We start from the raw sequence: 19,554 nt of genomic DNA on the forward strand, positions 1-19,554 counted from the left end.
GGAATGAGTGCTGCAAACAATGTCGCTACGGCAAGCAAGCGCCGGTGCAAATCGGTTGTGCTGACAAAGGGCATAATTATAACGTTTTAACCAATAAGCTTCCGATCGGGTAGCATGCAGGCTGTCGTAATCGCTGCCTGTGGCTTTTTTTGCAAAAATCATGATCAACACGTCTCAATCACCGACCGAATGTTTCGCATTGCTGGATGACCGCAGCGCTGTGGCGGCCGACTCCCTCTCATCGCGCCTGTACACCGGCCATGTCCGCAGTTTGCAATGTGTTGCGGCGGACCGCTTGCCTCTGCTGATTGAACAGATGCAGCAGGCTTTGCGGGATGGCTTGCATGCGGTGATGCTGTTTGCCTACGAACTGGGACTGGGGCTGCAGCAGATTTCCGTGCCACAGCCGGTGCAAACGCTGGCACCACTGCTGCAACAACCGCTGGCGCAGATTCTATTATTCACGGATTGCCGCTTACTGAGCGATGCCGAGGTGGATGCCTGGCTGGCCCGGCGCGAATCCGCTGAGGCTGAAGCGGGCAGCTGCGCCGGCATCGCCAACCTGCGGCCGAATGTCAGCGTCCGAGAATTCACCGAGGCCATCGCCAGGATTCACGCCTACATCGAGGCTGGCGATACCTATCAGGTCAATTACACCTATCGCTTGCGTTTCGATGTCTACGGCAGCCCGATCTCGCTGTTCAGGCAACTCAGGGCCCGGCAGCCGGTGCCCTATGGCGGTCTGATCCGGTTGGCGGATGGCGCGACGGTATTGTCGTTGTCGCCGGAACTCTTCGTGCGGCATGCCGATGGCTTGTTGACGGCGCGCCCGATGAAGGGTACCGCCGCCGCCAGTGGCGATGCTCAGCAAGATCGTGAGGCCGCCCGCACCCTCGCCGCAGATCCCAAGAATCTGGCGGAAAACCTGATGATCGTGGATTTGCTGCGCAACGATCTGGGACGCATCGCGGTTCCCGGTTCGGTGCGGGTGCCAAAATTGTTTGAGGTGACCCAGTTCAATACCGTGCTGCAAATGACTTCCACGGTACAGGCACAGGTAAGGGATGACATCAGTCTCAGCGCCGTGATCCAGGCGCTGTATCCCTGCGGTTCGATTACCGGCGCGCCCAAGTATCGGACCATGCAAATCATTCAAGAACTGGAGCCCGACCCGCGTGGGTTATACACCGGGGCGATCGGCTGGTTCGATGCAGAACCGGCAGGACGGCAGTTTGGCGATTTCTGCTTGTCGGTGCCGATCCGCACTTTGTGGCTGGCGCCGCCTGCGCCGCAAGGCCAGTATGGCGCCGCCATACGGCGCGGCGAAATGGGTGTTGGCGCCGGCATTGTGCATGACAGCGTGGCGGCAGAAGAATATGCCGAGTGCGCATTGAAAGCCAAATTCCTGACCGGTTTATCGGGAGATTTTTCCCTGTTTGAAACCATGTACGCGACTAGCGCGGACGGTTGCCGACACCTGGATTTGCATCTGCGGCGCTTACAGGCTTCCGCCAGCTACTTTGGTATTCCTTGCGACGAGTCCGGACTGCGTAAAATATTGCAGGAGTATTGCGCGGGTCTTGCCGCCGGCGCCCACCGGCTACGCCTGAGCTTGCCGGCCAGCGGCATTGCAAGCATGGAGAGCGCAGTACTGGCCGCGCTCGAGGCACAGGCGCCGGTAAAATTGTTGATTGCAAATACATCTACGCAGAAAGACGACTTGTTCCTGAGGCATAAAACCACCGTGCGCCAGCGCTACGATCAAGCCTGGCAATCCGCACAGCGGGAGGGCGCTTTCGACATGCTGTTTTTCAACCAGGACGGAGAGCTGACTGAAGGCGGGCGCAGCAATGTATTTCTCAAGCTGGAAGGGCGCTGGTACACGCCACCGCTGACAGCTGGCGTACTGCCCGGTGTGATGCGCAGCGTCGTATTGAATGATCCGCTGTGGAATGCTCAGGAGCGGCGTTTGACTAAAGAGGATTTGCTGGCGGCCGAGCAGATCATGGTCTGCAATGCGCTGCGTGGAATCATGCCGGCGGCGCTATGAGTCGTCGCGAATTCCGCTTGCGTTGGGCGCGGTTGGCGGCCTGCGAACCTCGCGCTGCATTTTTTTCACATCCACCTGCACCAAATAACGCTTGATATTTTGCCAGACTGGGTGAAAACCGTAACCGCCGTTTTGCAACTCGTCCAGCGCCTGTTCCTTGCTCCAGCCCTGATACACCACGCGGTACAGTGCGACCACCAGCCCGGTGCGGTCGGCGCCATGCTGGCAATGAATCAGGACGGGGCCATCCTGTTCCAGATCATGCAGCGCCTTGAGTGCGGCGACCATGTCCCGGTCACGGATGTTCCAGGTGTTGATCGGAATCCGTAGCATGCTGATGCCGCTGCCGGCGAGGATCTCACTGTCGGAATGAAACGCGCGCAGGTTGATGACCTTCTTGATACCGAGTTTCTGCAGTTGCGGCACATCAGTCTTTGAAAGCAGGGCGCTGCGATATAGCAAGGGAGTAATGCGATGCAGATTATTAACCGGCGTATCGGCAATGGTTTGCGCCCATTGCAAGGGTCGGGCGGGATCTGAAACGGCGTCCGTCGCCGCTGCGCCAGCAGGTGCTGCGCAAAGCAAGATCAGCAGAAACGTGATCATACGAACAGGTTGGTATGACATGATTATCATCATTGCGTCAGAATGCAATGATGACAACCGAGCCGGCCACGATCAGCGAGCCGCCGATGGCGATCGGCCAGGTCAGCTGTTCACCGGCAAACAACAAGCCCAGCACAATGGCGAAAGCGACGCTCAGTTTGTCGATCGGCGCTACCTTTGAAATCGGGCCGATCTGTAGCGCGTGGTAATAGCACAGCCAGGACAGGCCGGTGGCGATGGCCGAGAGAATCAGGAACAGCCAGTTGGAGGCGCCGACCAGTGTTGGTTTTTGCCATTCGTCGCGCAAGGTGACGATGCCGGCGATCACGAACAGGATCACCACGGTGCGGATGAAGGTGGCGAAGTTCGAGTTCATGCCGACTACGCCGAACTTGCCGAAGATTGCCGTCAAGCCGGCAAAAAATGCAGAGCCGAGGGCAAATAATTGCCAGCTGGAGCCGAAATTCATGTGTTCTCCCGGTAATCGTGTTTGCATGTCCAGCCAAGCCGCGGCGGGCAATACGTTTATTTCTCCGCCGGCTTGCCGCCGGCGATGGTAGCGTCGCGGTCATTCAGTGTCGCATTGGCAGGCAGCTCAGCGTGGTCCCAGCCACCGCCCAGTGCCTTGATCAGCAAAATGCTGGCTGACAGGCGCCGGTTCTGGATATCCAGCGCCGAACGTTCGGCGCTGAGTGCGGTTGCCTGCACTGTCGCCACACTAGTGTAATTGACCAGACCGGATTTGTATTGATTGAGAATCAGCTCAACCGCCAGACGCGCCGACTTCACCGTTTCATCCTGTACGGCAGCTTCTTTTTCCAGGATACGCAAGGCCGCCAGATTATCTTCGACCTCCTGGAAGCCGGTCAACACAGTTTGCTTGTACGCGGCCACGCTGGCGTCGAAGCCGGCAATCGCCTGGTCGCTTTGGGCGCGCCGTGCGCCGCCGTCAAACAAGGTTGCCGCCAGCGCCGGTCCGAGCGACCAGATGCGGTTCGGAACGGTCAGCCAGTTGGAGAAGCTGTTGCTCTGGAAGCCGCCGGAAGCCGACAGGGTCAGATTCGGGAAATAGGCCGCCTTGGCGACGCCGATTTGTGCATTGGCTGCCGCCGCGCGGCGCTCTGCGCCGCTGATATCCGGGCGACGTTCCAGCAAGGCTGATGGCACGCCGACCGGAATATCCGGCAGCACTGCCACCATGGCGGCAGGCGCAATCGAGAAAGTCGATGCAGGCTGCCCGCTCAGCATGGCAATCGCGTGCTCCAGTTGGGCGCGCAACACACCATTGTCCAGCGCCTGCGCTTGTGCGCCTTTGAGCTGGGTTTGCGCCTGGATGACATCGGATTTGGCGACCACGCCAACCGCATACTGGTTCTGCGTGAGCTGATACGATTTCTGATAGGCGGCGACGGTATCGTCGAGCAGCTTTTGCTGGGCGTCGAGAACCCGCAACTGCAGATAATCTTGCGCCAGCGTGGCCTGGGCGCTCAGCTTGATTCCCTGCAGATCCGCCGCGCTGGCCTGGGCCGTGGCTTGATTCGCCTCCACCGTACGGCTGATACGGCCCCACAGATCCGGCTCCCAACTGATGCTAGGGCCGAGCGAGAAGCTGTTCGATACCGAGCCGCCGCCATTCGCCGTATTGCTAACGCTACTGCTATTGCTATTGCGGCCGCCGCCGGAGCGGGTGGCAGACACGCTGGCCGATACCGTCGGCAGGTAAGCCGCTCTGGCAGACTGCACCAGCGCTGCGGCCTGGCGGAATTGGGCTTCAGCTTGCAGCAGGTTTTGATTTGAGACGTTGACCTGTTCTATCAGACTGTTCAGTTGCGGATCCTGATAGATTTCCCACCACTTTCCGCGCAATTCCTGGTCTTTCGGCGTCGCGGTTTTCCAATCTTTGTTTTCCTTGAAGGCGGTCGGCTCGGCAGTGGCCGGCCGCACATAATCAGGGCCGACGGCGCAGGCGCTCAGCAGCAGCGCTGCGACAGCCGCCGCCAACAGGGTTTTATGCGTATGTGCTTGCGTGTGCATGTGGGTATGCGTGTGATTCATGTCAGATCCGTTGATAGTCTTGTCGTGTCTTTGGCTTACACCGCTTCAGCTACATCCGGCGCCGGCCTGCCGCCGCGCCGTTCCCATTGGTCTTTGCTCCACAGGCGGAAGCGGTCCAGGTACAGGTACACCACCGGTGTCGTATACAAGGTCAGCAACTGGCTCATGATCAGGCCGCCGACAATCGCGATACCCAGCGGCCGTCGCAGTTCGGCGCCGTCGCCCGCGCCCAGCGCCAGCGGCAAGGCGCCCAGCATGGCCGCCATGGTGGTCATCATGATCGGCCGGAAGCGCAGCTTGCAGGCTTCGAAAATCGAATCGCGCGGCGACAGTCCCTGTTCGCGCTCCAGATGCAGCGCAAAGTCGATCATCATGATGGCGTTCTTCTTGACGATACCGATCAGCAGGATCACGCCGATCAGGGCGATCAGGGTGAAATCGGTGCCGGTCGCCAGCAATGCCAGCAGGGCGCCAACGCCGGCCGACGGCAGGGTCGAGAGAATCGTGATTGGATGCACATAGCTTTCATACAAGACGCCGAGCACGATATAGACCGCCAGCAGCGCCGTCAGGATCAGCATCGGCTGGCCGCTCTGGGATGACTGCGAGGCGCCGGCGGTACCCTGGAAACTGCCATGCACCGAGGTCGGCACGCCGATCCGCGCCATGGCATCGTTAATCGCCAGCGTTGCTTCGGACAGCGACACGCCAGGCGGCAGGTTGAAGGAAATGGTGGAGGCGATGAACTGGTTCTGATGATTGACTGCAAGCGAGGTACTGGTCGGCTGGAAGCTGGAAAACGCCGCCAGCGGCATCTGCCGCTCGGCAGCGGTGGATAAGGTCAGCGCCAGCGAAGAATTGGACGCCAGCTTGCCGCCTGCGGTCAATGCCGGCGGCGTGCCTAGCGCCGAGGTGGTGGGCGACAGGTTGGCTGTGCTGGCAGGAATGCTGACGTAGGTGTCATGCAGGATTTGCGGACTTTGCAAGTACTGCGGCGCAGCTTCCATCACCACGTGATACTGGTTCATGCCGCTGTAGATGGTCGATACCTGGCGCTGGCCGAACAGATCGTTCAGGGTCGAGTCGATCAGCTGCGGCGTGACGCCGCTGCGGATCGCGGTTTCGCGGTCGATGGTGAGCGTGGTTTGCAAGCCCTTGTCTTGCTGGTCGGTATTGACGTCCGCCAGTTGCGGCAAGGCGGACATGGCATCGCGAATTTTCGGTTCCCAGCTCCGCAATTCATTGAGGTCGTCGGCTTGCAAGGTGTACTGGTACTGGGCGTCGCTGGAGCGGCCGCCGACCCGGATATCTTGCACCGACTGCATGAACAGATTGGCGCCGGGTACATGGCCGAGCTTGCCGCGCAAGCGGGCGATGACCTGATCGGCAGTGAGCTTGCGCTGCGTCAGCGGCTTGAGCGTGATGTACATGTTGCCGCGGTTGCTCTGGCCGCCGCCGGTGAAGGCGATCACGCTCTGCACATCCGGATCCTTGCGGACGATGTCGACAAATTCATTCAGCTTGACCTTCATCGACTGGAACGAAATCGACTGGTCGCCCTGGATGCCGCCTATTACCAGGCCGGTATCCTGCTGCGGGAAAAAGCCCTTGGGAATGACCACATATAAATACACGTTCAAAAAGATGGTGCCGACCAGGATCAGAATCATCAATGGTGAAAAACGCAAGGCCCATGCCAGCGATTTTTCGTAACCGCGCAGCATGGCGTCGAAGGCGCGCTCGGTGGCATTGAAAAACCGTCCTTGCTTGCGATGCGGTTCATGTTTCAGCAAGCGCGCACACATCATCGGCGTGGTGGTCAGCGACACTAACAACGACACCAGGATCGCCACCGACAAGGTAACCGCAAATTCGCGGAACAGGCGGCCTACAATCCCGCCCATCAAGAGGATAGGGATAAACACCGCGATCAGCGAAATACTCATCGACAGCACCGTAAAGCCGACTTCCTTGGCGCCCAGCAGGGCGGCGGCAAACGGCTTCTTGCCTGCTTCAATGTGGCGCGAGACGTTTTCCAGCACCACGATCGCATCATCCACCACGAAGCCGGTGGCGATCGTCAGCGCCATCAGGGACAAGTTGTCGAGACTGTAGCCGAGCAAATACATGACGCCGAAAGTGCCGATCAGCGAGATCGGCACCGCTACTGCGGGAATCAGGGTGGCGCGGCCGTTGCGCAGGAACAGGAACACCACCATGATCACCAGCGCGATCGATATCAGCAGGGTTTTTTCGGTATCGTGCAGGGAGGCGCGGATGGTTGGCGTTCGGTCCAGCACCACGTCGAGATTGATGGCGGCAGGGATCGAGGCCCGCAGCTGCGGCAACAGGGCGCGCACAGCGTCGACGGTTTCGATGATGTTGGCGCCCGGCTGGCGGTTCAGGATCACCAGCACTGACGGCTTGCCGTTGGCCGAGCCGGCGTTGCGCACATTGGCGACCGAATCGATCACCGTGGCGACATCGCTCACCCTTACCGCTGCGCCGTTGCGATAGGCGACGATCAGCGGCATGTATTCGGCGGCGGTCTTGGCCTGGTCGTTGGCGTAGATCTGCCAGTTCTTGTCGCCGTCTTCCAGCACGCCCTTGGGCCGGTTGGCGTTGGTGGCGGCGATCGCGGTACGGACGTCAGCGCTGCCGATACCGTATTTGTTGAGTGCGGTCGGATTCAGCTCGACCCGCACCGCAGGCTGCGAACTGCCGCCGACGCTGACCTGGCCGATACCGGCCACCTGCGACAGTTTTTGCGCGAGGATGGTGTCGGCGGCGTCATACATCTGGCCTTGCGTCATGCTGTCCGAGGTCAGCGACAGGATCATGACCGGCGCGTCGGCCGGATTGACCTTGCGATAGCTCGGATTGCTGGGCAAGCCGGTTGGCAGCAGGTTGCGGGCGGCGTTGAGCGCAGCCTGGACGTCGCGGGCAGCGCCGTCGATGTCGCGGCTGAGGTCGAACTGCATGGTGATGCGGGTCGAACTGAGCGAGCTCGACGAGGTCATTTCGGTGACCCCGGCAATCGATCCTAGCGCGCGCTCCAGCGGCGTCGCCACGGTGGCGGCCATGGTTTCGGGACTAGCCCCCGGCAAACCTGCCGAGATCGAGATGGTCGGGAAATCTACCTGCGGCAAGGGCGATACAGGCAACAGCCGGAACGCCACCATGCCGGCCAGCGCCACACCGATGGTCAGTAAGGTGGTGGCGATCGGGCGTTCAATAAAGGGACGCGATATATTCATGCTGGCGTCACGGCTTAACCGGCTCCGCGTTAGCCTCGCCATGCTGGCTGCCATCGCCTTCGTCGCTGTCGGCATCCTTGTTGCCGAAGCGGGCCCGGGCGCGGCGCGCCAGGTTGTCGAACGCCAGGTAGATGACCGGCGTCGTGAACAGCGTCAGTACCTGCGACACCAGCAAGCCGCCCACCATGGTGATCCCCAGCGGCTGCCGCAATTCCGAACCGACGCCTGTGCCCAGCATCAAAGGCAACGCGCCCAGCAAGGCGGCCATTGTAGTCATCAGGATCGGGCGGAAGCGCAGCAGGCAAGCCTGATAGATGGCGTCACGCGGGCTCTTGCCCTCGTTGCGCTCGGCATCCAGCGCGAAGTCGATCATCATGATGGCGTTTTTCTTGACGATACCGATCAGCAGGATTATCCCGATAATCCCGATGATGCCGAGATCGCTGCCGGCAATCATCAGCGACAGCAATGCGCCGACCCCGGCCGACGGCAAGGTTGACAGGATGGTGATCGGATGGATATAGCTTTCATACAGCACGCCGAGCACGATATACATGGTGACGATCGCCGCCAGGATCAGGATCAGGGTATTGCTCAGCGATGCCTGGAACGCCAGCGCGGCACCCTGGAAGTTGGTCTGGATGCTGGCCGGCATGCCGATTTCCTGTTCCGCCGCATGGATCGCCTTGACGGCGTTGCCGAGCGATGCGCCAGCCGCCAGGTTGAAGGAAATCGTGGTGGCAGGGAACTGGCCGATGTGGTTCACCACCAGCGGCGAGGTGCGTTCTTCAATGGTGGCGATACTGGAGAGCGGCACCTGGTTGCCATTGCCGGCGACCAGGTAAATACTGTTCAGCGCCTGCGGGCCTTTCTGGAATTCCGGCTTGACTTCCATCACCACCCGGTACTGGTTCGATTGGGTATAGATGGTGGAGATAAGGCGCTGGCCGAAGGCATTGTATAAAGCATTATCGATCGCAGCGGTCGTGATGCCGAGGCGCGATGCAGCATCGCGGTCGATCGCGATGTAGGCCTGAAGGCCGAGATCCTGCTGGTTGCTGGCGATATCGGCCAGCTCGGGGATCTGGCGCAAGCGCTCGATCAGCTTGGGCACCCAGATACTCAGCTCGGCGGCGCTGGAATCTTCGACGCTGAACTGGTATTGGGTGCGGCTGACGCTGTCTTCAATCGTCAAGTCTTGCACCGGCTGCATATACAGCGTGATGCCGCCGACCTGGCGATCGAGTTCCGGCTGCAGACGGCGGATGATGTCGCTGGCGCTCATGTTGCGTTCATTGCGCGGCTTAAGGTTGATCAGCATGCGGCCGCTGTTGAGGGTGGCGTTGGTGCCGTCGACGCCGATGAAAGACGACAGGCTTTCCACCGCCGGATCTTTCAGAACCACCGCCGCCAGCGCTTGCTGCCGTTGCGCCATGGCAGAGAATGACACCGACTGGTCGGCTTCCGAGATGCCCTGGATGACGCCGGTATCCTGCACCGGGAAAAAACCCTTTGGTATGAATATATAAAGCACCGCGGTCAGCACCAGCGTGCCGACGGCGACCACCAGAGTCGCGAACTGATGCCGCAACACCCATTCCAGCGCGACGCCGTAGCGGGCGATGATGCGGTCGAAAAACTCGCCGCTCTTGCGGTAGAACCAGCTTTGTTTTTCTTCCGGAATATGGTGCAGCAGCTTGGCGCACATCATCGGCGTCAAGGTCAGCGAAATCACGGCGGAGATCAAAATCGCTACCGCCAGCGTGATGGCGAATTCGCGAAACAGGCGACCCACCACGTCGCCCATGAACAGCAGCGGAATCAGAACTGCAATCAGCGAGAAAGTCAGCGAAATGATGGTGAAGCCGATCTGCTCCGCACCTTTCAGGGCTGCCTGCAAGGGTTTCATGCCTTCTTCGATATAGCGGGAAATATTCTCGATCATCACGATCGCATCGTCGACCACGAAGCCGGTGGCGATGGTGAGCGCCATCAGCGTCAGGTTGTTGACCGAGAATCCGGTCATGTACATGACGCCGAAAGTGCCGATCAGCGACAGCGGCACCGCCACGCTAGGTATGATGGTGGCGGGTACGCTGCGCAGGAACAGGAAGATCACCATCACCACGAGGGCAATCGACAGCAGCAGTTCAAACTGCACGTCCGAGACCGAGGCGCGGATGGTGGTGGTGCGGTCGGTCAGGATCTGGACATCGATGGCGCCGGGCAGAGTGTCTTGCAGCGCCGGCAGAATCTTCTTGATGCTGTCGACCACGCCGATGACGTTGGCACCCGGTTGCCGCTGGATGTTCAGGATGATCGCCGGCGACTGGTTGGCCCAGGCCGCCAGCCGCACGTTTTCAGCATCATCGACGACGTCGGCAATATCGGAAACGCGGATCGGCGCGCCGTTTTTGTAGGCGATGATCAGGTTGCGATATTCGTCGGCCGAGCGCAGCTGATCGTTGGCGTCGATGGTCGAGGCGCGCGAGGGACCGTCGAAACTGCCCTTGGCCTGGTTGACGTTGGCGTTGCCGATGGCGGTGCGGATATCGTCAAGATTCATCCCTAGCGCGGCGACTGCGCGCGGATTCAGTTGCAGCCGTACCGCTGGCCGCTGGCCGCCCGACAAGCTGACCAGGCCGACACCCGGCACTTGCGAGATCTTTTGCGCCAGGCGGGTATCGATCAGATCCTGCACTTTCGGCAACGGCAGGGTCTTAGAGGTAATCGACAGCGACAGGATCGGCGTATCGGCCGGATTGACCTTGTTATAGATCGGAGGCGTCGGCAGGTCGGCAGGCAACAGGTTGCTGCCGGCGTTGATCGCTGCTTGCACTTCCTGCTCGGCGATGTCGAGGCTAAGATCCAGGCTGAATTGCAGCGTGATGACCGAAGCGCCGCCGGAACTGGTCGATGACATCTGGTTGAGGCCCGGCATCTGGCCGAATTGCCGCTCCAGCGGCGCCGTGACCGACGAGGTCATGACGTCCGGGCTGGCGCCAGGGTAGAGCGTCACTACCTGGATGGTGGGATAGTCGACTTCCGGCAGCGCCGAAAGCGGTAACTGCTTGTAGGCGACGATACCGGCCAGGAAAATCGCCAACATCAACAGGGATGTGGCGACCGGCCGGAGAATAAACTGGCGTGAAGGATTCATGCGTTCTTTACAACCGGTTATTGGCCGGCGCTTTTGTTGGCGGCAGCAGGGGCAGCGGAAGCATCGCTAGAGGCGGCAGCACTGCCAGTGGCATCCTGGCGATGACGGTGACCACCCTTATGGGCGCCGGCGGCATCGGTGGCGGCCGCTGAGGTTGCTGCCGTTGCAGCAGCGGCGCCACGCGCCACGGGCTCCACTTTTGCACCTTCCTTGAGTTTGTCGATGCCATCGATCACCACGGTTTCGCCGGCGGCGATGCCTGTTTCGATGGCGGTAGATTCACCTTCGGTCGGACCGGCCGTAATCTGGCGGATGGTAACGGTGTGGTCGGCTTTGACCACATAGACGAAAGTACCCTTGGCGCCGCGCTGGATTGCCGCGTTGGGGATCACGATCGCGCCGCGGCGGGTATCGAGCAGCATGCGGGCGTTCACGAACTGGCTAGGGAACAAGGTGTAATTGGCATTCGGCGATTCCGCCTTCAGCTTGACCGTGCCGGTGGTGGGGTCGACCTGGTTGTCGATCGTGAGCAGACTGCCGCTGTCAAGCTTGTTCTTTTGGTCGCGGTCCCAGACGTCGGTCGGCAGCTTGTTTCCAGCCTGGATCTGTTTCATGACGCTGGGAATATTATCTTCCGGGATGCTGAATACAGTAGTGATCGGCTGCAACTGGGTGATGATGACGATGCCGTTGGCGTCGCTGGACTGGACCACGTTGCCGAGATCGACCTGGCGCAAGCCGAGGCGGCCGCTGATAGGCGCGGTAATCCGCGAGTAGGTCAGTTGCAGGCGCGCGCTGTCGAGCGAGCCCTGATCCGATTTGACGGTGCCTTCATATTGCTTCACCAGTGCGGCCTGGGTATCGACCTGTTGGCTGGCGATGGAATCCTGCGCCAGCAGGGTGCGATAACGCTGTAAATCGATTTGGGCGGCTTTCAGCAGCGCCGTGTCTTTGATCAAGACGCCTTCGGCCTGTGTTACGGCTACCTGGTAAGGGCGCGGATCCAGTTCCGCCAGCAAAGCGCCTTCCTTGACGATCTGGCCTTCTTTGAAGTGTAATTTCACCAGCGTGCCGGCGACCCGGCTTTTGACTGTCGCTGTGGCTTCCGGAGTGACGCTGCCGAGGCCGGAAATATAGATATTGATATCGCCCGTTTTGGCTATTGCAACACCCACCGGCAACGGTCCGCCTGCGCCGGCAAATGCGCCGCGTTTGCCTCCTTTTCCGCCTTTTGATCCTTGCCCGGCTGCCGCTCCCGTCGCTGATCCCGCCGCGGCATCCGCAGGCTGGTGATTGCGGCCCCAGATCAGGTAAGCGGCCACCGCCAGCACGATCACTGCGACCAGCCATAGCCAGCCACGCTGAAATCCGCCTTGGAACTGATTCGGGAGTGAGGCAGGCCGGCTTTGCGGCTGGCTAGGTTGGTCGATTTTTGGAGTCGGTGTAGTAGTCATCGCAGGCAGGAGGTCAGTCAGAGTGTGGGCAGATGCAATGCTGGTGTCTGCCGGAACCAGGGCTCGGCAGATTATGAAATTTATTTACACGAGTTTAGCGAGTAAATTTTACCGGCGTGTGTATTTATTAGAAATTGTTTCAATTTAATGAAAGGTGTTTGCGGGGCAGTGTAGCCGCTAGCATGGCGGACCGCAATTGAGGCTGGTCCGAACTGGCGGGATGCCAGGCAAATGATGCAATCCCAAAAATACGCTGGCTTGACCAGCATACTGCCGATGCTTCGTCATTTGCCCGGAAAAACCGGGCCGGAAGGCATCCGGCCCGAGTTCTCTTATGGACGGCCGTCAGGGCCGCCGCGGTGGCCGCCGCGATGGCCGAAACGGTGTTGTTCCAGGTGTTTGAAGTGTTCGTCAAAGACCTTTTGCTGCACCGGCGTCAGCACGGCGTAGAATTCCTTGACCGCAGCGGTATGCTCAGCCAGGCGGGTTTCCGCCCGTTTCAGGAATTCCATTTGATGGTCCAGGCGTTCCGGAGCGGTCTGCTTGGCCCAGTCTTCCTTGCTCGGGCGTTGTTGCGGCACGGCTGGCATAACCGGTTTGATTTTGCCGACGAAGGTTTGCCAGGCAGGTTCTTGCGCTGCGGTGATCTTCAGGTCGTCATGCCATTTGGCCTGCATTTTTGCCATGCGGTCGGCAAATTTGGCTTGTTGTTCCGGTGTCGGCGGGCCTTTCCTGGCGCCGTCGGTCTGAGCGTAGGCAGTCAGGCCCACGGCGGCAATGCTCAATGCAGTCACGCCGATCAATAGTTGTTTGCGAAGCTTGAACATGATGAGTCCTTCAATGAATGTGAGTGCAATTCGCACAGTTCGCATTGGAACGCGCTGGTGTATCGCCGGTTTTTCACGGGGGCAGCGCTTTGTATCCATGTGTATGGCATCAAGTTTGCTTTGTATCGTAAAGTGTCGATGGCCGTGGCGGATATGCCAATATACAAATTACTATCGTCTTTCCTGCGCTTGCTTGCCATAATCCTGAAAACGACAAATACTTAGTGCTGACGTACATCAGATATAGTTCGCTTTGACTATTTCGTTGTCGATTGTTATTACCGGCACAATTCGCCTTATTTTTCTTATTTTTCGATTGGCCGTACTTCCGGTCTCACTGCAGCACCTAGGATAATCAAGCATATGGAAACCGCTGCTCATATATTGGTGGTCGACGACGACCACGAAATCCGGACTTTGCTGGCCGAATACCTGGACGCCAACGGCTTCCGCACCTTGATGGCGACCAACGGCAGCGACATGCGCAAAATACTGTCGGAAACCCGGGTCGACCTGGTGGTGCTGGACCTGACCTTGCCGGGCGAAGATGGTCTGACGCTGTGCCGCAACCTGCGCGCCGATTCGAATATCCCTGTGATCATGCTGACCGCCCGCGGCGAACCACTGGACCGCATCCTGGGCCTGGAAATGGGCGCCGACGATTACCTCTCGAAGCCGTTCGAGCCGCGAGAACTGTTTGCGCGCATCCGCAGCGTGTTGCGCCGCACCCAAGCGCTGCCGCCGAACATGGCGTCGCCGGAAGCCCAGCAAATCCAGTTCGGACACTGGACCCTGGACCTGATCGCACGCCACCTGGTCAATAGCGACGGCCTGGTGGTGGCCTTGTCGGGCGCCGAATACCGTATTCTGAAAGTGTTCCTGGATCATCCGAACCGGGTGCTGAACCGCGACCAGCTGCTGGAACTGACCCAAGGCCGCGAATCCGATCCTTTCGACCGTTCGGTGGACATCCAGATCAGCCGCCTGCGCCAGAAGCTGGGTGACGATGCCCGCACACCGGTGATTATCAAGACCGTGCGTAACGAAGGTTACGTACTGGCCACCGCGGTGACAGTAGAGTCATGATGCGACAGCGTTGTCCCATAGCGCCGGCTGTGCAGTAGAAAAGGAATGCTGTCCGTGAGAAATTTTTTTGGTTCAGTGGCGAACCGGGTATTCCTGATCCTGCTGGCCGGGATTCTGGTTGCGGTCGGCAGCACTGGCTGGCTGGCAGATAGCGAGCGCCGCAAGAATTTCAAGGAATGGTACGAATCGCGGATCGCCGACCGCATCGAGCAGATTGTCATTTCGATCGACAATGTAGGCCCTGAGACGCGCACGATCGTACTGCAGACCAGTGAAAAATTCGGTCTCGAATCGACCCTGATCAAGGAAGCCGTACCGGCAGCCGACGACAACCCGTCGTTGACGGCAGCCATAAAATCCAAATTGGGGAATGACCGCAAGGTGACCGTCACCAAGCAGAAGGATTGCAAACTGCGTGAGCGCAGAGGTCCTGATCCCCGCCATTTCGATGAATGCCAGGCAGTCTATGTGGGCCTGAAAGACGGCACTCTCCTGCAAGTCAAATTGCGCGTGATGCGCGAGCCCGGCGCGCCAGGCGCACCCGGCGGCAGGCCTCCCGGCATGCCCTTTCCTTCGCTGTATTTTGCCATGTTCATGCTGCTGATCGCGGTGCTTGCATTTGTCGTCGCGAAAATGACGGCGCGGCCGATCCAGCTGCTGGCGGATGCCGCAGGCGAGCTCGGTAGCGACATCGACCGGCCGCCGCTGGACGAAACCGGTCCTACCGAAGTACGGCAGGCCGCCACTGCTTTCAATGCCATGCAGGCGCGCATCAAACGGCAGATCCAGCACCGGACCCATATGCTGGCGGCGATCACGCATGATTTGCAAACGCCGTTGACCCGATTGCGCCTGCGCCTGGAAAAAGTCGGCGACGGCGAGTTGCGCCATAAGCTGTTGGAAGATCTGGCGGTGATGCAGAGCATGGTGCGCGAAGGACTCGACCTGGCACGCAGCATGGATTCGGCGGAAGCGATGCAGAAGCTGGATATCGATTCCTTGCTGGATAGCGTTTGTGCCGATGCGGCCGACGCGCGACAGGATGTGACGCTGGAAGGACGCACCCGTGCTTCGATCATGGCGCAGCCTAATGCCTTGCGGCGTTGCCTGACCAACCTGGTGGATAACGCGACTAAGTATGGACGCTATGCGCGCTTGCAATCCGGGCGCGAAGGCAGCGATATCGTGATCCGGATTCGCGATGGCGGCGTGGGGATTCCTGCGGAGCTGCTGGAGACGGTGTTCGATCCTTTTTTCCGGCTGGAGACTTCGCGTTCGCGGGATACCGGCGGGACCGGACTCGGGCTGACAATTGCGCGCAATATCGCTGAAAATCATCGGGCCAGTTTGCAATTGAGGAATCACCCTGCGGGTGGGCTGGAAGTGACTTTGCGCTTGCCGGCGCTGAATTGATTTGGGCCGGTTAGCGTCGCTCATTTAATGGACTACGGAGTACGTGCTAGCGCATTCGGCTATGCGTTCGTCGTTATCTAAGACATTTGCTACTCCGTGGATGCTTGCCGGGGGTAGCCCGGCAGCTAGTCACTTTTTCTTGCTTCGCCCCTGGTCGGGCGCAAGAAAAGTAACCAAAAAGAAGGCGACCGCAAAGCCGTTGTCGTCCCTTCGGTCAGGTCCCCAAAAGGGGTGCGTGGCAGTCGGGTGGGGCACAAACTCGCTGTGCTCAGACATGTGCCTCACAATTCCCGGCCGCCACACACCTTTTTTGGCAAGTTCTCAATGCGAGATACTTCATCTCCTTCGGATTGAAACGGGTTCGCTCTACCGGACTAGATCAACAGGCCCAAATAGTGCCATGAAAAAATGGCAGCGCAATATTAACAATATTGTAACGTGGCGAGCCGCTGGAAGCGGCTGCAAAAAGCGTCTTGTTTCAAGGAGATTCAAGGATTTTATTTTCAGGCGGGCAGCCGGTATCAAGCCCCAAATAAAAAAAGACATGCCTGGGCATGTCTTTTTGGCGGCCTTGATCAGCTTCGATCAATACGGCGTGTAGTCTGGCGGCGGACCATAATTACCACCACGTTGTGGCGGATAGTAATCCGGCGGCGTCGAATACTGAGGTGCCGGCGCATATTGCGGCGGTGCGTACTGGCGACGGCTGTTGGCATAGCCGCCGGAGACCGGCACCTGGTTGCCCTTGGCGTACATGCATTGGGTGTACACATTGTTGTACTCGCGTTGCATGCCGTAGCTGCTGCGATTAGCCGAGTCGCCTGCAACCGAGCCACCTGCCAGCAAGCCTACGCCGCCGCCAATTGCAGCGCCGGCGCCGGCGCGCCCGGTTGCCGCACCGATCAAGGCGCCGGCTGCCGCGCCGATCAGGGTGCCGGCTACCGCCGTCCCGGCCGCATTATTTGCGGCTGCTTGTGGCGCATATGGTCCTATCCGGTTCTGTGCTTCGCTGCGGCAAACGTTTTCATCGTTGCGGAACTGGTCATAGCTTTTACCGGAGCCCGGCAACGCCATTACATTGGGTCCGGTCGGGGCGGTGACGCAGCCCGACAGCAGGACCGCCATCGACACCGCGAATACTTTAGTTGTTGTGTTCATCGTTGCACCGCCTTATTGAGGTTGAGCCTGATCCGGCAATACTTTCATCCAGCCTTTAGGGCAGCGCGGAATCTGCGGATAATAGCCGGCCGGGCTAGGGCAGTAATAGGCGTAGTTTGGCGCTTTTTCTATATAGGTTTGCGGTTCCGGCTGCACGTAGACTGGCGGCGGTGCGTAATACACAGGCGGTGGCGCGTAGTAGTACGGCGATGGGCCCCAATACAGCGGTCCGCCGATGGTTACACCGATGCGCGGGCCGTAAAAGCCGCCATGTCCGTAATAGCCATAAGCAAAGCTGGATGTGCTGGCGGCCATCAGGGTCGCTGCTGCAAGTACCAATAAAGCAATTTTCTTCATGATAGATATCCCACGCATTTCTCAGTGATTTAATAGTAGTCTGGGCCACCGCAAGAGCGAAAAAGAGTTACTTCTGGTTGCAAATGTTGCGTGGCGCTACATCATTCTAACCTGTCGGCAAGGCCCGGCGGTGTTGGCTCGGGAAGGGAATGAATTGTTGCTAAACAGTATGTTTTTTCAAGAAAACGATCCGGCGAAAATTCCGGCTTGCGATGCCGAGTGGGCAAGCAGCCGTTTGTCGGCTGATCGGTATTCTATAATCTGCAGATCCACAGCAAGCAGGCCACAAAAATGAATCAGCCAACCACAGAACAGGAATCCTCCCTCCAGGGCGTCAAGGTGATCGAGCTCGGCACCTTGATTGCAGGCCCCTATGCTGCCAGCCTGCTGGGGCAGTTCGGCGCCGAGGTGATCAAGATCGAGTCGCCGGGCGATGGTGATCCTTTGCGTAAATGGCGCAAGTTGCATAACGGCACGTCGCTGTGGTGGTATTCGCAGAGCCGCAACAAGAAATCGGTGACCCTGAACCTGAAGTCGGAGCAAGGCCAGCAGATTGTGCGCGACCTGGTCAGAGACGCCGATATCGTGATCGAGAATTTTCGTCCCGGCACTCTGGAAGGCTGGGGTCTCGGGTGGGAAGATTTATCGAAGATCAATCCGAACCTGATCATGGTGCGGGTTTCCGGCTATGGCCAGGACGGGCCGTATCACGCGCGCCCAGGTTTTGCGGCGATTGCCGAATCGATGGGCGGTTTGCGCAATCTGGCTGGTTACCCGGACCGGCCGCCGGTGCGGGTTGGTGTCAGCATCGGCGACACGCTGGCGTCATTGTATGGCGTGATCGGTGCTCTGCTGGCCATGCATCATCTCAAGTCCAACGGCGGCAAAGGCCAGTTTATCGACATCGCCTTGTATGAAGCTGTGTTCGGCGTGATGGAAAGCCTGATCCCGGAATACGCCGAGTTCGGCTTCGTGCGCGAACGCACAGGCGCCAGCTTTCCCGGCATTTCACCGTCCAGTACCTATCCGTGCCTGAGTGATGAACGAGGCGAACATTATGTGATTATCGCCGGCAACGGCGACAGCATCTTCAAGCGCCTGATGCATGCCATCGGCCGCAGCGACCTGGCGCAAGATCCGCGCCTGGCGCGCAATGACGGCCGCGCGCAGAACAACGACATGCTCGACGCCGCAATCAGCGAGTGGACCTCGCAGCATGCGCTGGAGCATGTGCTGGAAGTGCTGGAACAGGCTGAGGTGCCCGGCAGCAAAGTGTATACCGCTGCGGATATCCATCAGGATCCGCATTTCCGCGCACGCGGCATGATCCAGCAGCATGTGTTGCCGGACGGCCAGCCGATCGACTTGCCGGGCATCGTCCCCAAGCTTTCGGCGACACCGGGACAGACTAACTGGGTCGGCCCGGAACTGGGCCAGCATACGGCGGAAATACTGGCAACCATCGGCAAGACTCCGGAGCAGATCGCCTTGCTGCGAGAACAGGGCGTTGTCTGAACCGGCTTACTTGATCATCCAGCCGCGCCGGATCAGCGGCGCAAACAAATAGGTGTAGATGGTCGATGCATATCGGAACAAATGGCTGACGTAGCACGCGGCGTAGCGATGGCAGATGCCTGCGCTAACTGCGGCGACCACGGCGGCGCCCGCCATGTCGAACGGATAGTGGACGCCCAGATACATCCGCGCCCACGCCATCGGCAAGCCGAGCAGGCCATACACCAGGCCGAGGGTCCGCAAGCGTTTCTGCATGAGAAAACTGAAGGCGATGCTCCATTGCAAAGTCAGGTGATCGCTGGGAAACGAGGAGTCCGGGCTGTGCGCCAGAAAGTTGGTGCCGAGACCGATGGTGAAAGGCCGCGGATGTTGCCACAGCATGCCGCACAGCATGCTGATCGACAAACCGAGGACCCCTGCGACGACCGCTTCCAGCATCAGCTTGCGGGTGGCTTCCGAACCACGCAGCCAGCCGGCCAGCAATGTAACCGGTATCAGGTAAATCAGCCATTCGGCGGCGACCATGGCCGCGTTGAGTACGATGGGATCGGGATGTGTGCTTGCGTTGATCAACAGAAACAGCGATTGATTGAATTCTTCCATGGGGCCTTTAAGC

The 19,554-nt window shown here is 59.4% G+C and carries 15 protein-coding genes; 5 read left to right on the plus strand and 10 right to left on the minus strand.

The window, feature by feature from the left end; translation table 11 throughout:
- Positions 1 to 160 precede the first annotated feature (160 nt).
- Positions 161 to 2,050 (plus strand): aminodeoxychorismate synthase component I, encoded by a 1,890-nt coding sequence (gene pabB / locus ABI171_RS17665; RefSeq protein ID WP_348093845.1) that lies wholly within the window; start codon positions 161 to 163, stop codon positions 2,048 to 2,050.
- Here the strand turns inward: pabB and ABI171_RS17670 are convergent.
- The 7 genes from ABI171_RS17670 to ABI171_RS17700 all read right to left on the minus strand — a co-directional run bounded on the left by ABI171_RS17670 (position 2,045) and on the right by ABI171_RS17700 (position 13,409).
- Positions 2,045 to 2,677, minus strand: a complete 633-nt coding sequence (locus tag ABI171_RS17670) for a dual specificity protein phosphatase family protein (protein WP_348093846.1) — start codon at positions 2,675 to 2,677, stop codon at positions 2,045 to 2,047. The genes pabB and ABI171_RS17670 overlap by 6 nt on opposite strands.
- A 16-nt stretch (positions 2,678 to 2,693) precedes the next feature.
- On the minus strand, positions 2,694 to 3,125 hold the full coding sequence (locus tag ABI171_RS17675; RefSeq protein WP_348093847.1) for an EamA family transporter: 432 nt from the start codon (positions 3,123 to 3,125) through the stop codon (positions 2,694 to 2,696).
- 56 nt (positions 3,126 to 3,181) lie between these two features.
- Positions 3,182 to 4,711 (minus strand): efflux transporter outer membrane subunit, encoded by a 1,530-nt coding sequence (locus ABI171_RS17680; RefSeq protein WP_348093848.1) that lies wholly within the window; start codon positions 4,709 to 4,711, stop codon positions 3,182 to 3,184.
- A gap of 35 nt (positions 4,712 to 4,746) precedes the next feature.
- A complete protein-coding gene (locus ABI171_RS17685) occupies positions 4,747 to 7,968 on the minus strand; it encodes an efflux RND transporter permease subunit (protein WP_348093849.1) in 3,222 nt (1,073 codons plus the stop codon).
- Between the two features lie 7 nt (positions 7,969 to 7,975).
- Entirely contained in the window at positions 7,976 to 11,128 is a 3,153-nt protein-coding gene (locus ABI171_RS17690; RefSeq protein ID WP_348093850.1) for an MdtB/MuxB family multidrug efflux RND transporter permease subunit, read from the minus strand.
- Between the two features lie 17 nt (positions 11,129 to 11,145).
- The gene (locus ABI171_RS17695; RefSeq protein ID WP_348093851.1) at positions 11,146 to 12,582 is read right to left on the minus strand and encodes an MdtA/MuxA family multidrug efflux RND transporter periplasmic adaptor subunit; all 1,437 of its coding nucleotides are present in this window, start codon (positions 12,580 to 12,582) and stop codon (positions 11,146 to 11,148) included.
- A 332-nt stretch (positions 12,583 to 12,914) separates the two neighbouring features.
- Positions 12,915 to 13,409 carry a Spy/CpxP family protein refolding chaperone gene (locus ABI171_RS17700; RefSeq protein WP_348093852.1) on the minus strand — a complete coding sequence of 165 codons (495 nt, stop codon included), beginning with the start codon at positions 13,407 to 13,409 and terminating at the stop codon, positions 12,915 to 12,917.
- 363 nt (positions 13,410 to 13,772) lie between these two features.
- On the opposite strand from ABI171_RS17700, the gene ABI171_RS17705 reads away from it, so the two are divergent.
- From ABI171_RS17705 to ABI171_RS17715, 3 genes are all read left to right on the plus strand, one after another.
- On the plus strand, positions 13,773 to 14,495 hold the full coding sequence (locus tag ABI171_RS17705; protein ID WP_348093853.1) for a response regulator: 723 nt from the start codon (positions 13,773 to 13,775) through the stop codon (positions 14,493 to 14,495).
- A gap of 45 nt (positions 14,496 to 14,540) precedes the next feature.
- Complete coding sequence (locus ABI171_RS17710) at positions 14,541 to 15,908, plus strand: ATP-binding protein (protein ID WP_348093854.1); 1,368 nt, start codon at positions 14,541 to 14,543, stop codon at positions 15,906 to 15,908.
- 400 nt (positions 15,909 to 16,308) lie between these two features.
- Complete coding sequence (locus ABI171_RS17715; protein WP_348093855.1) at positions 16,309 to 16,509, plus strand: hypothetical protein; 201 nt, start codon at positions 16,309 to 16,311, stop codon at positions 16,507 to 16,509.
- Here the strand turns inward: ABI171_RS17715 and ABI171_RS17720 are convergent.
- Both ABI171_RS17720 and ABI171_RS17725 read right to left on the minus strand, forming a co-directional pair.
- Complete coding sequence (locus tag ABI171_RS17720) at positions 16,494 to 17,066, minus strand: glycine zipper family protein (protein WP_348093856.1); 573 nt, start codon at positions 17,064 to 17,066, stop codon at positions 16,494 to 16,496. The two genes, ABI171_RS17715 and ABI171_RS17720, sit on opposite strands and share 16 nt — an antisense overlap.
- A 12-nt stretch (positions 17,067 to 17,078) precedes the next feature.
- Entirely contained in the window at positions 17,079 to 17,423 is a 345-nt protein-coding gene (locus ABI171_RS17725; RefSeq protein WP_348093857.1) for a hypothetical protein, read from the minus strand.
- A gap of 291 nt (positions 17,424 to 17,714) precedes the next feature.
- Between ABI171_RS17725 and ABI171_RS17730 the strand changes: the two genes are divergently transcribed.
- Complete coding sequence (locus ABI171_RS17730; RefSeq protein ID WP_348093858.1) at positions 17,715 to 18,938, plus strand: CoA transferase; 1,224 nt, start codon at positions 17,715 to 17,717, stop codon at positions 18,936 to 18,938.
- Between the two features lie 6 nt (positions 18,939 to 18,944).
- Here the strand turns inward: ABI171_RS17730 and ABI171_RS17735 are convergent, their stop codons facing one another.
- Positions 18,945 to 19,541 (minus strand): undecaprenyl-diphosphatase, encoded by a 597-nt coding sequence (locus ABI171_RS17735; protein ID WP_348093859.1) that lies wholly within the window; start codon positions 19,539 to 19,541, stop codon positions 18,945 to 18,947.
- Positions 19,542 to 19,554: the final 13 nt, after the last annotated feature.

The organism is Collimonas sp., assembly GCF_039923675.1.
Lineage (GTDB): Bacteria > Pseudomonadota > Gammaproteobacteria > Burkholderiales > Burkholderiaceae_D > Collimonas.

What these genes read in the sequence shown, in the direction of transcription:
- ABI171_RS17730 (WP_348093858.1), top strand. Translation starts at nt 17,715, where the DNA reads ATGAATCAGCCAACCACAGAACAGGAATCCTCCCTCCAGGGCGTCAAG.
- ABI171_RS17705 (WP_348093853.1), top strand. Translation starts at nt 13,773, where the DNA reads ATGGAAACCGCTGCTCATATATTGGTGGTCGACGACGACCACGAAATC.
- ABI171_RS17690 (WP_348093850.1), bottom strand. Translation starts at nt 11,128, where the DNA reads ATGAATCCTTCACGCCAGTTTATTCTCCGGCCGGTCGCCACATCCCTG.
- ABI171_RS17675 (WP_348093847.1), bottom strand. Translation starts at nt 3,125, where the DNA reads ATGAATTTCGGCTCCAGCTGGCAATTATTTGCCCTCGGCTCTGCATTT.
- ABI171_RS17725 (WP_348093857.1), bottom strand. Translation starts at nt 17,423, where the DNA reads ATGAAGAAAATTGCTTTATTGGTACTTGCAGCAGCGACCCTGATGGCC.
- ABI171_RS17720 (WP_348093856.1), bottom strand. Translation starts at nt 17,066, where the DNA reads ATGAACACAACAACTAAAGTATTCGCGGTGTCGATGGCGGTCCTGCTG.
- ABI171_RS17735 (WP_348093859.1), bottom strand. Translation starts at nt 19,541, where the DNA reads ATGGAAGAATTCAATCAATCGCTGTTTCTGTTGATCAACGCAAGCACA.
- ABI171_RS17715 (WP_348093855.1), top strand. Translation starts at nt 16,309, where the DNA reads ATGAAAAAATGGCAGCGCAATATTAACAATATTGTAACGTGGCGAGCC.
- ABI171_RS17710 (WP_348093854.1), top strand. Translation starts at nt 14,541, where the DNA reads ATGCTGTCCGTGAGAAATTTTTTTGGTTCAGTGGCGAACCGGGTATTC.
- ABI171_RS17680 (WP_348093848.1), bottom strand. Translation starts at nt 4,711, where the DNA reads ATGAATCACACGCATACCCACATGCACACGCAAGCACATACGCATAAA.
- ABI171_RS17695 (WP_348093851.1), bottom strand. Translation starts at nt 12,582, where the DNA reads ATGACTACTACACCGACTCCAAAAATCGACCAACCTAGCCAGCCGCAA.
- pabB (WP_348093845.1), top strand. Translation starts at nt 161, where the DNA reads ATGATCAACACGTCTCAATCACCGACCGAATGTTTCGCATTGCTGGAT.
- ABI171_RS17700 (WP_348093852.1), bottom strand. Translation starts at nt 13,409, where the DNA reads ATGTTCAAGCTTCGCAAACAACTATTGATCGGCGTGACTGCATTGAGC.
- ABI171_RS17685 (WP_348093849.1), bottom strand. Translation starts at nt 7,968, where the DNA reads ATGAATATATCGCGTCCCTTTATTGAACGCCCGATCGCCACCACCTTA.
- ABI171_RS17670 (WP_348093846.1), bottom strand. Translation starts at nt 2,677, where the DNA reads ATGTCATACCAACCTGTTCGTATGATCACGTTTCTGCTGATCTTGCTT.